The sequence below is a fragment of the Mammaliicoccus sp. P-M58 genome (assembly GCF_022386165.1).
GTDB classification, from domain to species: domain Bacteria; phylum Bacillota; class Bacilli; order Staphylococcales; family Staphylococcaceae; genus Mammaliicoccus; species Mammaliicoccus sciuri.
This window is the reverse complement of sequence record NZ_JAJNJI010000001.1, coordinates 310495-325985: the sequence shown is the minus strand read 5'-3', so window position 1 is coordinate 325985 and position 15491 is coordinate 310495. Positions and strand designations below refer to the sequence as shown.

The 15491-nt window shown below is 32.7% G+C and carries 12 protein-coding genes; 9 read left to right on the top strand and 3 right to left on the bottom strand.

Annotated features, from left to right (window positions below; translation table 11 throughout):
• Positions 1–9: 9 nt before the first annotated feature.
• The 7 genes from ytpR to ccpA all read left to right on the top strand — a co-directional run bounded on the left by ytpR (position 10) and on the right by ccpA (position 9156).
• Positions 10–615: a YtpR family tRNA-binding protein gene (ytpR, locus tag LQ694_RS01580; protein WP_065381256.1), complete on the top strand. Its 606-nt coding sequence runs from the start codon at positions 10–12 to the stop codon at positions 613–615.
• Entirely contained in the window at positions 599–3841 is a 3243-nt protein-coding gene (locus LQ694_RS01575) for a DNA translocase FtsK (RefSeq protein WP_306427568.1), read from the top strand. The genes ytpR and LQ694_RS01575 overlap by 17 nt, the downstream gene beginning before the upstream one ends.
• A 22-nt stretch (positions 3842–3863) precedes the next feature.
• Positions 3864–5171 carry a UDP-N-acetylmuramate--L-alanine ligase gene (murC, locus tag LQ694_RS01570; RefSeq protein WP_070373266.1) on the top strand — a complete coding sequence of 436 codons (1308 nt, stop codon included), beginning with the start codon at positions 3864–3866 and terminating at the stop codon, positions 5169–5171.
• Between the two features lie 90 nt (positions 5172–5261).
• A complete protein-coding gene (locus tag LQ694_RS01565; RefSeq protein WP_048539566.1) occupies positions 5262–5813 on the top strand; it encodes a DUF948 domain-containing protein in 552 nt (183 codons plus the stop codon).
• A gap of 92 nt (positions 5814–5905) precedes the next feature.
• A complete protein-coding gene (locus LQ694_RS01560) occupies positions 5906–6568 on the top strand; it encodes a YtxH domain-containing protein (RefSeq protein ID WP_096791809.1) in 663 nt (220 codons plus the stop codon).
• A gap of 258 nt (positions 6569–6826) precedes the next feature.
• On the top strand, positions 6827–7906 hold the full coding sequence (locus tag LQ694_RS01555; RefSeq protein WP_239771792.1) for a bifunctional 3-deoxy-7-phosphoheptulonate synthase/chorismate mutase: 1080 nt from the start codon (positions 6827–6829) through the stop codon (positions 7904–7906).
• Between the two features lie 260 nt (positions 7907–8166).
• Entirely contained in the window at positions 8167–9156 is a 990-nt protein-coding gene (gene ccpA, locus LQ694_RS01550) for a catabolite control protein A (protein ID WP_058612002.1), read from the top strand.
• 52 nt (positions 9157–9208) lie between these two features.
• Here ccpA and LQ694_RS01545 read toward each other — a convergent pair whose 3' ends face one another.
• Genes LQ694_RS01545 through LQ694_RS01535 form a run of 3 tightly spaced genes read right to left on the bottom strand, consistent with a single transcriptional unit; the run spans position 9209 to position 11642 of the window.
• Positions 9209–10354 carry an acetoin utilization protein AcuC gene (locus tag LQ694_RS01545; RefSeq protein ID WP_196968329.1) on the bottom strand — a complete coding sequence of 382 codons (1146 nt, stop codon included), beginning with the start codon at positions 10352–10354 and terminating at the stop codon, positions 9209–9211.
• Entirely contained in the window at positions 10347–10991 is a 645-nt protein-coding gene (locus tag LQ694_RS01540; protein WP_049318635.1) for a CBS and ACT domain-containing protein, read from the bottom strand. The genes LQ694_RS01545 and LQ694_RS01540 overlap by 8 nt, the downstream gene beginning before the upstream one ends.
• 15 nt (positions 10992–11006) lie before the next feature.
• Positions 11007–11642 carry a GNAT family N-acetyltransferase gene (locus tag LQ694_RS01535; RefSeq protein ID WP_096791810.1) on the bottom strand — a complete coding sequence of 212 codons (636 nt, stop codon included), beginning with the start codon at positions 11640–11642 and terminating at the stop codon, positions 11007–11009.
• 149 nt (positions 11643–11791) lie between these two features.
• Here LQ694_RS01535 and acsA point away from each other — a divergent pair, with 149 nt between their 5' ends.
• The gene (acsA, locus tag LQ694_RS01530) at positions 11792–13504 is read left to right on the top strand and encodes an acetate--CoA ligase (protein ID WP_065381254.1); all 1713 of its coding nucleotides are present in this window, start codon (positions 11792–11794) and stop codon (positions 13502–13504) included.
• A 165-nt stretch (positions 13505–13669) separates the two neighbouring features.
• On the top strand, positions 13670–15337 hold the full coding sequence (locus tag LQ694_RS01525; RefSeq protein ID WP_231493089.1) for a formate--tetrahydrofolate ligase: 1668 nt from the start codon (positions 13670–13672) through the stop codon (positions 15335–15337).
• Positions 15338–15491: the final 154 nt, after the last annotated feature.

Genomic DNA, 15491 nt, shown 5'->3' with positions numbered 1-15491 from the left:
GTAGGAGAAATGAATTTATTTTATAATAAAAATGGTGTTGGCGACGTATTAATGGTTACTTTAGAACCTTTAACTGAAGGATTAGAATATGATTATCAAAATGATTTAACAATTATTAAAAGTGAAGATAAAATTGTTGGATTTAATATATTCAATGCTTCTAAATATGTTCAAATAGAAGGCAATGGCAATATTAAAGTTGAAGAGAAACACATTAATAGTATTCAAGACTTATTAGAGAAAAATAATATTAATTATAAACTAGACGTGGATTTATCTCCTAAGTTTGTAGTAGGATACGTATCTGAAAAATCAAAACATCCTGATGCAGATAAACTATCAGTATGTAAAGTTGATGTTGGTAATGAAACATTACAAATTGTATGTGGTGCTCCAAATATTGATCAAGGACAAAATGTTGTTGTTGCTAAAGTAGGAGCGGTAATGCCTAGTGGAATGATTATTAAAGATGCAGAATTACGTGGTGTTCCTTCTAGCGGTATGATTTGTTCAATGAAAGAACTTGATTTAGAAGGTGCTCCAAAAGAAAAAGGTATAATGGTACTAGATGATAGTTATACTGTAGGAACACCATTCTTTGAAGACGAAAGGTAGTGAACCTATGAGTTGGTTTGATGATATATTCGGGCAATCGAAAAATGAACAAAAAAATGAAAAGCAAAAAAGCGATCAAGTGTCTTTTGATCATCATCCAGATGACGATTCAACTAATGAAGAAATTTATAGAAGACCTAAAGGCAAATTTAGATTTCCAATACAAATGGAATATGAAGAACAAATAAATCAAGAGCATCATCAACATGATAATGAAACAAGTCAACATGAAGAGAAATATCATGATAGTAGATTTTATGATGAAAGCTCAGCTTCTTTTCCAACAAATAGAAGAAGACGTAGAAGAAATCGTAATGTGGATGCATATGAACCCGCTAAGAAGTCAAGAAGTTATGATCAAGATGTAACACATCATTACGAAACGAAAAGTAAACAATCTTCTCAACGCTACGACAACAGTAAACGTTATAATGATGACTATCAATTTGAAGAAAGATTGAATGCATTACATCAACCAAAATTTAAAGCTTCTGAAGTACCTTCAGCAATATTCGGTATGAGAAAACAAAAAGAAGTTCCAAATAGTGGTTTGAAAGATCATTCAACTAAACCATCAGATAATGATACTGAAAAAGAAAATAAGCGTAAACAAAGTAGTGAAATCGTACGAGATGTCCCTACTTATTCAAAGACGGACAATACGATAAACATTGAAAATATTTATGCTTCACAAATTGTTTCTGAAATTAGAAAAGAACGCGAGAAGAAACTTCAAAAGAAAAAACAATTTGAAAAAGCTTTAAGAGAAAAAAGAGAACAAGAACTTAACAGTCTTGATTCAGAAGAAACAAAGTCACAAATTAAAAATCAAGACTATTACTTAAAACAACAAGCTTCATATATTAAAAATGATCCAAAAGATTATCAAGACGTGGAAGATGAACAAGAAGCATTGCACGATGATTTACAAAGTGACATATATCAAGATGAATTAAGTGACCATCAAGAAGAGACGGCTAATTCTAATGCATTACAGCCAGACGTCAATGATTTAACTACATATGAATTTAAAGAGATAGACTTGGATTTTGATGATATTGAAGATGACATTAAACAAGACAATGTTGATGAAGTCATTGAAGAAGTTGATACTGAAAATGAAGTTGTCAACTCAACTCATGATTCAAATGAAGAGGATGCTTCAGAATTTGAAGAAGTTGAATCAAGTAATGAAGTAGAAGAAATTAGTGGAGCTGAAGCAATACAACATTTTGAAGAAGATAATGAAGTTTCAAATGAAGAAGTTATCGAACCATCAGAAATAATTGATACGCATGATTCTCTTGAAGAAGATGATGCATCGATTACACAATCTGAACAATTTGTCGAAGATGATATACATTTTGAAGAAGTAGAAGATTCTGAAGCTGAAGAAATAGAAACAATCGATAATGCTGAAGATGTATTAACATTTGATGAAACTGAAGAAGATAATAATGAAAGCTTATTCGAGTCTGATCATTTTGATGTGGAAAATGATACAGAAACACAAGAAGCGGATAATGTTATTGCAGAAGAAGAATTAAATAATGATCCTAAAGAAACAGAAAACACGGTTCAAGAACCTGAACAACATGAAGAACCTAAAGAAACAACTTCTCACGAACCTATCTTGAAACCTAAGTCTGTTAGAAAGTCTTCACCATTTAACGTTATGATGACGCCTTCAGATAAACGCAAACATCAAGCATTTAAGAATTCATCAAATATCAACAAGACACAAACATCTAACATTCAAGAAACAGAAAGTGAAACTCAAAACGAACAAATTGAGTCTAACCAAGCTGTTAAACGTAAAGGACCATCCTATGTACTTCCACCAGTATCTATATTAGACGATGTAGTCGAGGAAGAAGATAATAGTGAATGGTTAGAGGAAAAGAAAAAAGAACTAGATGAAGCTTTTTATCATTTTAATGTGCCTGCACATGTTGTCAATATGATACAAGGGCCAACTGTTACAAGGTTTGAATTATCTGTTGAAAAAGGTGTTAAAGTATCTAGAATTACTGCGTTGCAAGATGACATTAAGATGGCATTAGCTGCTAAAGATATTCGTATTGAAGCGCCTATTCCAGGTACAAGTTTAGTAGGTATCGAAGTGCCTAATCAAAGTCCTAAAAAGATTCCATTAGGCCAAATGATCACGTCTAAACCTTTTCAACAAGCCGAAAGTAAACTGACTGTAGCAATGGGCTTTAAAATTAATAACGAACCGCTATTAATGGATATTGCTAAGACACCTCATGCGCTCATTGCTGGTGCAACAGGTTCTGGTAAGTCAGTATGTATTAATGCTATCTTAACAAGTTTACTTTATAAAAATCATCCAGATGAGCTGAAACTATTACTGATTGATCCGAAAATGGTAGAGCTTGCACCATATAATAATTTGCCGCATTTAGTTGCGCCAGTTATTACGGATGTTAAAGCAGCAACTGCTAGTTTAAAATGGGCAGTTGAAGAGATGGAACGTAGATATAAGCGTTTTGCTGAATTACATGTTAGAAATATTACTGCATTTAATAAGAAAGCAAATTACGAGCAAAGAATGGCAAAAATCATTATAGTTATAGATGAGTTAGCTGATTTAATGATGATGTCACCTCAAGAAGTTGAACAATTTATTGCTAGAATTGCACAAAAAGCTAGAGCATGTGGTATACATATGATTCTTGCGACACAACGACCATCCGTCAATGTGATTACAGGTTTAATTAAAGCAAACGTACCAACAAGAATATCATTCATGGTATCGTCTTCTATTGACTCTAGAACAATTCTTGATGTTGGTGGAGCAGAGAAATTACTTGGTAATGGTGATATGTTATATCTTGGTAACGGTATGAATAAACCGATAAGAGTTCAAGGTGCATTTGTATCAGATGATGAAATTGATGAAACAGTAGAAAATGTTAGTAGCCAAATGAAACCTAATTATCTATTCAAAGAAGAAACATTGTTGAAAAAGGTAAATGAACAACCTGCTGATGCACTGTTTGATGAAGTTTGTGAGTTTATGTTAAACGAAGGTCATATTTCAACTTCACTTATACAAAGACATTTCCAAATTGGATATAATAGAGCAGCGAGAATGATTGATAATCTTGAAGAGAGAGGTTATATATCAGGACCTAACGGCTCTAAACCAAGAGATGTACTTATTACTAAAGATATGATAGAAGAAAGAGAAACTAACATTTAAGAAATAGAAGGAGTGACATGAAATGACATTATTTCATTTTGTCGGCATAAAAGGTGCAGGTATGAGTTCACTTGCACAAATCATGCACGACATGGGACATAAAGTACAAGGTTCTGATATAGAGAATACAGTATTTACTGAAATAGCATTAAAAAATAAAGGCATTAAAATATTACCTTTTGATGTAGAAAATATTCAAGAAGGCATGACTGTTATAGCAGGTAATGCCTTTCCAGATACACACCCTGAAATAGCAAAAGCTTACGACATGGGACTTGAAGTAAAAAGATATCATATATTCCTAGGTGAATTTATGTCTCAATATACATCAGTCGCTGTTACAGGTGCACACGGTAAAACATCGACAACTGGATTATTATCACATGTCATGAATGGTGATCAAAAGACATCATTCTTAATAGGTGATGGAACAGGTATGGGATTACCTGATAGCTCATACTTTGCTTTTGAAGCTTGTGAATATAGAAGACACTTTTTAAGTTATTATCCAGATTATGCGATTATGACAAATATTGATTTTGATCATCCAGACTATTTTAAAGATTTACAAGACGTAACAAATGCATTCCAAGAGATGGCTAGTAATGTAAAAAAAGCAATCGTTGCTTGGGGACATGATGCTGAACTTAGAAAAATTAAAGCGGATGTTCCAATTTACTTTTATGGTTTCGAACACGACAATGATGTCTATGCTGAAAATATTCAAACGTCTTCTAAAGGTACAACATTTGATGTATACTTCAAATCTAAAAACGAACTCATAGGTACATTTACAACACCTATGTATGGTGATCACCACGTTCTAAATGCATTAGCTGTTATTGCAATCTGCCATTTAGAAAAACTTGATATTGAAAATATTAAAGAAGCATTATTAACTTTTGGTGGTGTAAAAAGAAGATTTAGTGAAAGTTTTTACGATAATCAAATCTTAATCGATGACTATGCACACCATCCGAGAGAAATAAATGCTACAATTGAATCAGCTAGAAAAAAATATCCTGAAAATGAAGTTGTTGCAGTATTTCAACCACATACATTTTCAAGAACAGAAACTTTCTTAAACGAATTTGCTGAAAGTTTAAACCTTGCTGATAAAGTATACTTATGTGACATCTTTGGTTCTATTCGAGAACAACAAGGTGAGCTGACAATACATGATTTAAAAGCATTAATTCCTAATGCGGATTTAATAAGTGAAGAATCTGTTTCTCAGCTACAAAAGCATGATAATGGTGTTATACTATTTATGGGTGCTGGAGATATTCAAAAAGTTCAAAAAGCCTATGTTACTTCACTATCACATTAAATATAATATGTTTATACTTTAATAGTGAGGGTATTAAATATTAGTAAATCGAATAAAGAATAGTTTTATAATTATTAGGAGGCGTTCAGTATGGATTGGATTTTACCAATAGCAGGCATAATTGCTGCGGTTGCATTTTTAATTATTTGTGTTGTCTTAGCACTATTTTTAATGCAATTATTAAAAACAGTTAAAGGAATTAATGAAACTTTAGATGGCATTCAAGGCCAAATACAAGGTATCACTCGTGAATCTACAGATTTACTTCATAAAGCAAATCGTTTAACTGAAGATATTCAAGATAAATCATTACGCTTAAACTCAGTAGTAGATGCAGTTAAAGGTGTTGGAGATTCTGTACAAACACTTAATAATTCAGTAGATAGAGTTACAAACTCTATTACACACAATATCTCACAAAATGAAGATAAGATTTCTCAAGTTATTCAATGGTCAAATGTTGCAATGGAAGTTGCAGATAAATGGCAATTAAGAAGAGATCGTAGAAGTAATGTATCGTACAAAAATAATGTAAATGCTTCTAAAGATTTTGAAGCGCAAGTGCCGAAAGACTACAATGAAAAAACAACATCAGGTGACAACTTAGATGAAGATAAAATTGGTGCAGGCTTGAAAAAATAAAGTGCATGGAAGCAAATAACAATCTTTTCAGGCTGAGGCATATAAAAAATGTCACAGCCTGATTTCTTTAATAAAATTAGGGGGAAAATAAAATGGAAAACAAATACAATAGAGATTTATATACACATGGTCTAGAAACATATGAAGCTGAATATGAAAAAAATACAAACGGTAGAGATTTTGTATTTGGTGTAGTATTAGGTACAGTAGTAGGCGGAATTGTTGGTTTATTACTAGCACCTAAATCAGGGAAAGAACTACAAGATGATTTAAGTGAGAAATCAAACAAAATTATCGATGACGTTAAAACTAAAACTGACGACTTAAAAGTTCAAGCTCAATCTAAAGCTGAAGAAATCAAAATACAAGCTGAAGAAAAGAAAGAAGAAGTCAAAACTAAAGTTGAAGATAAAAAAGCACAAGCGAGCGAAAAAGCAGAAGAAGTGAAAGCTAAAGCTGCTGATAAAAAAGAAGAAGCTAGTCAAAAAGCGGAAGAAGTAAAAGCTAAAGCTACAGATAAAAAAGAAGAAGTTAAAACAAAAGCTTCAGAAAAGAAAACAGAAACTAAGAAAAAAGCAGAAGAAGTAAAATCTAAACAAGCTGAAAAGAAAGCTAACAAAGGCGTTGTAACAGCTGACGATGTAGGCGATGAAGAATTAAAAGCACAAAAAGGTGCGATTAAATCTGAAGTAGAAAATGAAGACTTAAAAGGTCCAAAAACAGTTGTAGAGAAAAAAACTTTCGATAAAAAATAATAAATAAGTGATGTATAACGCATATTATTTGTACTACCGAAAAGTTATAACATAACTTTTCGGTAGTTTTTTATATTGTAATGAACACCATTATAAATTAAAATATACTTTATTAGTCTGATTAGTAATAAATTTTAATATTTTTGAGATGTTGGGGTTGAATCAGATCATTTTAATTGTTATACTAACATCTAATTACTTATATATTTTATCGCTTTAAAGTATGTGAGTTAAATTGTTTACATGAGGTGAAAAAGGATGTCAAATGAATTAGAGAATTTAAGAAAAAGAATTGAAGGTATTAATGATGAAATTTTAGCTTTATTACAAGAGCGTGGTACTTTAGCTAAAAAAATTGGTGAAGAAAAACGTAAACAAGGTACTCAAGTATATGATCCACAACGTGAAAAAGAAATGTTAAATCATTTAATTGATAATAACCAAGGACCATATAACGACAATACTATTAAGCAATTATTTAAAGAAATCTTTAAAGCTTCTACTGACTTACAAAAATCTGAAAATGAAAAACATTTATATGTTTCTCGTAAATTAAAACCAGAAGATACTATTGTACAATTCGACAATGGTGCAATTATTGGTAATAATAAAAAATCATTCGTATTCGGGCCGTGTTCTGTAGAATCACAAGAACAAGTTGATACTGTTGCGAAAGAATTAGCTGATAGAGGCGAAAAATTCATTAGAGGTGGCGCATTTAAACCACGTACTTCTCCTTATGACTTCCAAGGTTTAGGTGAAGAAGGATTAAAAATTCTTAAAAATACTAAAGATAAATACGGTTTAAATATCGTAAGTGAAATTGTAAGTCCTGCACACTTTGAAATGGCTGATGAATACTTAGATGTATTCCAAATTGGTGCAAGAAACATGCAAAACTTTGAGTTATTAAAAGAAGCAGGTAAAACAAACAAACCTATCTTATTAAAACGTGGTCTTTCTGCAACTATCGAAGAATTCATTTACGCTGCAGAATATATTCATTCACAAGGTAACAATAATATTATCTTATGTGAACGTGGTATTAGAACATATGAAAAAGCTACAAGAAACACATTAGATATTTCAGCAGTTCCAATTTTAAAACAAGGTACACATCTACCAGTTATGGTAGACGTTACGCATAGTACTGGTCGTAAAGACATCATGCTACCATGTGCTAAAGCTGCATTAGCAGTTGGAGCTGACGGTGTAATGGCAGAAGTACATCCTGATCCATCAGTAGCGTTAAGTGACGCTGGACAACAAATGGACTTAAATGAATTTGACGCATTCTACAAAGAAATCGTTGAAGCTGCTAAATTATACGAAAAATAATTTTCATATACATCGACTGGCGAAAAGTTATCATAACTTTTCGCCAGTTTTTTTATGTTGTAAATTAACATATGTTCGTTTGTTTTCTGAAAAACTATTTACAATTTACACAAAATCCAAAAATATTAGAGCAATTGTATCGACAACACCTTTATAATCTTTTATAATTGTTAATTGTGAGTTCGCTTTCATATATTTTGAAAACATTATGAAAACGTGCTAGAATAAAGTAGAAAACGTTTTCAAGATAGGAGGATATTATGACCGTAACAATATATGATGTTGCAAGAGAAGCAAAAGTATCAATGGCAACAGTTTCACGTGTAGTGAATGGCAACCAAAATGTAAAGCCTTCAACACGTGATAAAGTAAATGAAGTAATTAAAAGATTAAATTATAGACCTAATGCTGTAGCTAGAGGTTTAGCAAGTAAGAAAACAACAACTGTTGGGGTAATTATTCCTGACATTTCAAATGTTTATTATTCTGAATTAGCTCGTGGTTTAGAAGATATTGCTACTATGTATAAATATCATACAATCATTTCAAATTCTGACAATGATAGTGAAAAAGAACAAGAGATATTTAATAATTTATTAAGTAAACAAGTTGACGGCATTATTTTCTTAGGTGGTACTTTAACAGATGAAACAGTAGACCTTATTGATAAGTCATCAGTACCAGTAGTCGTATCAGGTACGAATGATAAAGACTCTAAACTTGCTTCAGTTAACATTAACTATACACAAGCTAGTAAAGAAATTGCTGAGTCATTGATTAAGAAAGGTGCTAAAAAATTTGCATTTGTAGGTGGAGGATATTCAGAAAAAGCACAAGATGATGCTTTTAAAGGATTAGAACTTGCACTTCAAGAAGCTGGACTTGAAATCGAAGACAATGCTAAATTTGTTGGTAATGAAACATATAAAGATGGTAGTCGTGCTTATGAGGCTGTTTCTCAAGATAAGCCGGATGTTATTTTATGTATTAGTGATGAACAAGCAATTGGTATTGTACACGCAGCACAAGATGCAGGCGTTAATGTACCAAATGATTTACAAGTTGTAAGTTTCAATAATACAAGATTAGTTCATATGGTTAGACCTCAATTATCAAGTGTGACACAACCATTATATGATATTGGTGCAGTTGGTATGAGATTATTAACTAAATATATGAATGACGAACAAATTGATGAACCTAACGTGATTCTACCTTATAGAGTAGAATATAGAGGTACAACTAAATAATAGAAAAAGATGACTGAAACATATAAATTGTTTCTGTCGTCTTTTTTAATATTTAAGTAAACCAGTCTAATATTCTTAGTTTAGTATTATTATTTTTTTCAGTTATTTCTGTTCTTCTTGGTATTTCAGTATAGTCTTCTTTTTCATCTATCCAAGTTGAAGGTAGTGGTAATGGTGCGTGAGGTTGGTATTTTTGTAACCATGAATCTGGTATTGATCCTTCAGGTGTTGTTAGGTCATTTAGTGCAAACCATACATGTGACCACGCTCTAGGTACAACGCGCCATATATTATAGCCACCGCCTCCAATCATAATGATTTTGCCATCACAATATTTATCAGCTAAACCTTTAACGATATACGGTATTTTATACAATGTATCAAGTGTGCAACTTAAATGTGTGAGTGGATCTAAATAATGTATATCCACACCATTTACACTTAGTATGACATCTGGTTTATATGCTTTACAAACTGCTTCTACTGTATCTTTAAAGACGTCTATGTATGAATCGTCTTCTGTATAAGCATCTAATGGTACATTGACAGTCGTTCCAAATCCTTTGCCATCACCGCGTTCTGTTAACGCACCAGTGCCTGGAAATAAGTATCGACCAGTTTCGTGTATAGAATAGTTCATGACATCTTCGTTTGTATAAAATGACCATTGTACGCCATCGCCGTGATGTGCGTCTGTATCAATATATAAGACACGTTGATTATACTTTGATTGCATGTATTGAATGGCAACAGCACTGTCATTATATATACAAAATCCGCTCGCTTTACCTTTAAAGCCATGATGTAAGCCACCGCCAAGATGGCATGCTCTTGTTGCTTCTCCAGTCATAACGGCATCTACTGCACTTAAAGTTCCACCAACAACACGTGCACTATTTTCATGCATATTTATAAATTGTGGCGTGTCTTCAGAATTTAATCCGTATTTATCATATTCTTCTAATGGTAAATCACCATTGCCAGCTTTCTTTATTGCTTCTATATAATTTGGTTCATGTACGAGTTGAAGTTCTTCATCAGTCGCTACCCGAGGTGGAATAATATGTGCTTCGGTTAATACACCTAAATCAAATAGTAAATCAGTTGTTAATTTAAGTCTCATTTGATTGAAAGGGTGACTATCTGAAAAACGATATTTCAATAAATCTTCAGAATATACATATTTAACATTAGTCATTTTTTATACCAAACGGATAGATGACATGATAATCTTGTTCTTCTAATAATTTGTATATTTTCTCTGGATTCATTGATTTCACTCGTAACATCAGGTATCTCTTATTAATATCTTGTTGATCTGCATATGCTAAAACGTTTAAGATATCAATATTTTGTTCTTTAAATATTCTAGTAATATCATGAAGTGCGCCAACTTTATCATCAATATGTACTTCAATAATAGAACCAGGCATAGTCACACCTGTAAGTTCTAAAAATGTATTGAGCATGTCTTTTTGGGTAACGATACCAATTACTTTATTATCTCGAATAACTGGAATTGAACCAATAGACATTTCATAAAAATCTAGTGCAATATCTTCTACGAAATCAAGTGGATGGCAACGTATCACATTACGTCTCATTATTTTTGAAACAGATAATGACAAACTTTTGTTGGGCTCGTCATCAGATAATATACTAGGCAGAGCCATTTTTATATCTCTATCAGAAATAATACCTAGTAAATGATCGTCTTCATCAACAATCGGTAAATGTCTAATTTCTTTTTGTGTCATTAATACTAAAGCATCTTCAATAGATTTATCACTTTGTATTGTTGTACAAGGTGATGTCATAATTTTTTCAACTAACATAAATTCAAACCCCCTCTAAAAGAAAAATCTATTCATAAATCTGAGTTTATCAAATGCTTCCATTTGTTCTTGTTGAATATTTTGTCCAATCCTTGCCATTAGGCTATTAGCTGGATGACTAATTATTTCAGGGTCATCTGTTGCAAATACTTCTAATCCACCTTCAGCCATCATTTTGTGCATGATTTTTTGATATTGATAAACATCTAAACCACTGTTTTTAAGGTCCCAATGCCAATAATATTCAGTTGTAATGACGATGAAATCTTCCATTTCAGGTGCTTTCATAGCAAGTTGAAGCATTTTTTTACCTAGACCATATTTACGATAACCTAAAGACAATTCAATAGCACCTAACTCAAGAATATACGGTAAATTACCATCAGACCATCTCTCTAATGGGTCAGGGTATAAGTATGTCGTATAACCGATAATATGTTGATCAATACGTGCGATAATTATTCTTCCTTCAGGCAATTCAGCAATTTCAATAATGGCCTCAAATTGTTCTTTAGATACTCTAAAACTATTGAGTCCTTCATCAAAAGTCATGTTTCGTAATTCATCTGGATGTACAGGTCCTTCAACGATAATATCTGTGTCTTTATCATAGGGGACAGTTTCAGATATAAAAGTCTTCTTGAATTCCAATGTTGTACCTCCTTTCGTTAAGTATGATATTCTATATTTGTAATATGTATTTTGAATAATCAAATTTTTTTGAAAAGTATCATCTATTTATATTATAATGTAAATAGGCTTTATTGAAAACGATTACATTCATAAAAGGGGAGATTTAAATGAAAGTCGAAGTTTACGAAGCATTAAATGATTCTTATAACCTTGCTGATTATGATGAAACAGTAAAAAATCATAATTGGAAAGATATCGAAAAGAATTTCAGTTGGAGTGAAACTGGAAAAATAAATATGGCTTACGAATGTATCGATCGTCATGTAGACAATGGTAAAGGGGATAAAATTGCACTTCATTATAAAGATAGCAATAGACAAGATAGTTATACATTTAAAGAATTACAAATCGCGAGTAATAAAGCTGCAAATGTCTTGAAAAATGAAGCGAATGTACAAAAAGGTGATAGAGTATTTATATTTATGCCTAGAACACCTGAATTATATTTCTCTTTATTAGGTACTTTGAAGATTGGGGCTATCGTAGGACCATTATTCGAAGCTTTTATGGAAAAAGCAGTTAAAGACAGATTAGAAAATAGTGAAGCTAAAGTGATCATTACGACGAATGATTTAGTTGGTAGAATTCCGAAAGATGAATTACCAAACCTTGAACATATTGTCGTTGTAGATGACGAAGTAAGTGATGAATACATTGATTTCAATCAATCATTTGAACATGCAAGTGATGAATTTGATATTGAATGGTTAGATAGAGAAGATGGTTTGATCTTACATTATACATCAGGTTCTACAGGACAACCTAAAGGTGTATTACATGTTCAAGAGGCTATGATCGTACATTATATATCTGGTAAATATGTATTAGACTTTAAAGAAGATGACGTTTATTGGTGTACAGCTGACCCAGGTTGGGTAACAGGCACATCATACGGTATCTTTAGTCCATGGTTAAATGGTGTTACAAATTGTATCGTCGGTGGAAGATTTTCACCAGAAGGCTGGTATGACTTTATTCAAACATATGGCGTAACAATTTGGTACACGGCGCCAACTGCACTACGTATGTTAATGGGTGCTGGTGATGATGTTGTTAGTAAATATGATCTTTCATCATTAAGACATGTGCTTTCAGTAGGTGAACCATTAAACCCTGAAGTTATTAAATGGGCACATAACGTATTTAATCATAGAGTACATGATACATGGTGGATGACTGAAACAGGTGGACATATGATTGTAAACTATCCTTCCATGGATATACGTGCAGGTTCAATGGGTAAACCATTACCAGGTATTGAAGCAGCAATTGTAGATGATCAAGGTAATGAATTACCACCGAATAGAATGGGTAACTTAGCCCTTAAAAAAGGTTGGCCATCAATGATGAGAACAATTTGGAATAATCAACCTAAATACGATTCTTACTTTATCAATGATGAGTGGTATGTTTCAGGAGATTCAGCATATAAAGATGAAGATGGTTATTACTGGTTCCAAGGTAGAGTTGATGATGTAATCATGACTGCTGGTGAACGTGTAGGTCCATTTGAGGTTGAATCTAAACTCGTTGAACATCCAGCTGTTGCTGAAGCGGGTGTTATCGGTAAACCTGACCCAGTAAGAGGTGAAATTATTAAAGCATTTATTGCTTTAAGAGATGGCTATGAAGAATCAGACGAACTTAAAGAAGAAATTAGAAAGTTTGTTAAAGAAGGATTAGCTGGTCATGCAGCACCTCGTGAAATTGAATTTAAAGATAAATTACCTAAGACACGTTCAGGTAAAATTATGAGACGTGTACTTAAAGCTTGGGAATTAGATTTACCAGCAGGTGACTTATCTACGCTTGAAGATTAATTTAAATAAAGTTCACGTCATATAATTGGCGTGTTCTTTTTTACGGGGAAATTAAATAAAAGTAGCTTACATATCGACTTTTATGTGTGAATTGTATATCCTAATAGTGTTAGGATATGTCATTTAATATTTAATTTGTAATATAAATTTAAGGAGTGAACGATGTTGAGTCATTTATCAGATTTAGAAATTGCAAAACAAAGTACTTTAAGGCAAATTAGTGAAATTGCTGAGAAGGTGGGGATTTCTCATGAAGCTTTGGAGCCTTATGGTCACTACAAAGGAAAAGTTGATATTACAAAGCTAAATGATCTAGAGGAAAAAGGAAAAGTTGTTCTTGTAACAGCTTTAAGTCCAACGCCTGCAGGTGAAGGGAAATCAACGGTAACAGTTGGATTAGCAGATGCCTTTAATCAACTTAATCAAAATGTAATGGTTGCATTAAGAGAACCTTCACTTGGACCTGTATTTGGTATGAAAGGGGGCGCAACAGGTGGTGGTTATGCACAAGTTTTACCAATGGAAGAAATCAATTTACATTTTAATGGTGACTTACACGCGATAACGACTGCTAATAATGCGTTGTCAGCTTTTATCGATAATCATATCTATCAAGGTAACGAACTCAATATTGATTCTAGACGAGTTGAGTGGAAACGTGTACTTGATATGAATGATCGAGAGTTACGTCAAGTCGTAGTTGGTTTAGGTGGCCCGACTAGAGGTGTACCAAGAGAAGATGGTTTTGATATCACAGTTGCATCTGAAATAATGGCTATATTCTGTTTATCAAACGGCATTAAAGATTTAAAAGAAAATCTAGCTAACATTACAATTGGCTATAATGTCGATAAGCAACCAGTAACGGTTCGTAATTTAAAGGTAGAAGGTGCTTTAACACTTATTTTAAAAGACGCGCTAAAACCTAACATTGTGCAAACGATAGAAGGCACGCCTGCATTAGTACATGGTGGACCTTTTGCGAATATTGCGCATGGATGTAATTCAATTATTGCTACGAATACTGCTAGAAAGTTAGCGGATATCGTCGTAACAGAAAGTGGATTTGGTTCAGATTTAGGTGCCGAGAAGTTTTTAAATATCAAAACACGTAAAGCTGGATTTGATCCAAGTGCAGTTGTTATAGTCGCAACTATTCGTGCGTTAAAAATGCATGGTGGCGTAGCAAAAACAGATCTAAAAGAAGAAAATGTTCAAGCTGTTCAACAAGGTATCGTAAACTTAGAAAGACACGTCAATAACATTAAACAGTTTGGCGTTGAGCCTGTTGTAGCAATTAATGCGTTTATTCACGATACAGATGATGAAGTACAAGTTGTCTTAGATTGGTGTAAAGAAAATAACGTAAAAGTAGCTTTAACAGAAGTTTGGGAAAAAGGCGGAAAAGGTGGCGTCGAACTTGCTAAAGAAGTATTAAAAGTATTAGAAACGCCACAATCATTTAAGCCACTTTATGACTTGGACTTATCTATAGAAGAAAAAATAGAAACAATTGTTCAGAAAGTATACGGCGGAAGATCTGTGAAATTCAGCGATAAAGCCTTAAAACAATTGAAGACAATTAAAGAAAACGGTTGGGATGAATACCCAGTTTGTATGGCGAAAACACAATATTCATTTACAGACGATCCAAAAGAACTTGGTGCACCAGTAGACTTCGATATAACAATTAGAGAATTATCACCAAGGACCGGTGCAGGATTTATCGTAGCATTAACAGGGGACATCATGACAATGCCAGGTTTACCAAAGAAACCAGCAGCATTAAATATGGATGTTAACGAAGACGGTTCTGCAGTAGGATTATTCTAAATAAAATATAACTGATTAGAAAACTGTTGAGACAATAATGGCTGTCTCAACAGTTTTTTTGGTGCATAAAATATATTTGGTATATGTAGAGTGAGTTTTTATTTACAAAGGTCGGCTGAAATGTAACTAAGGCATGGCCATCACATCATCATAC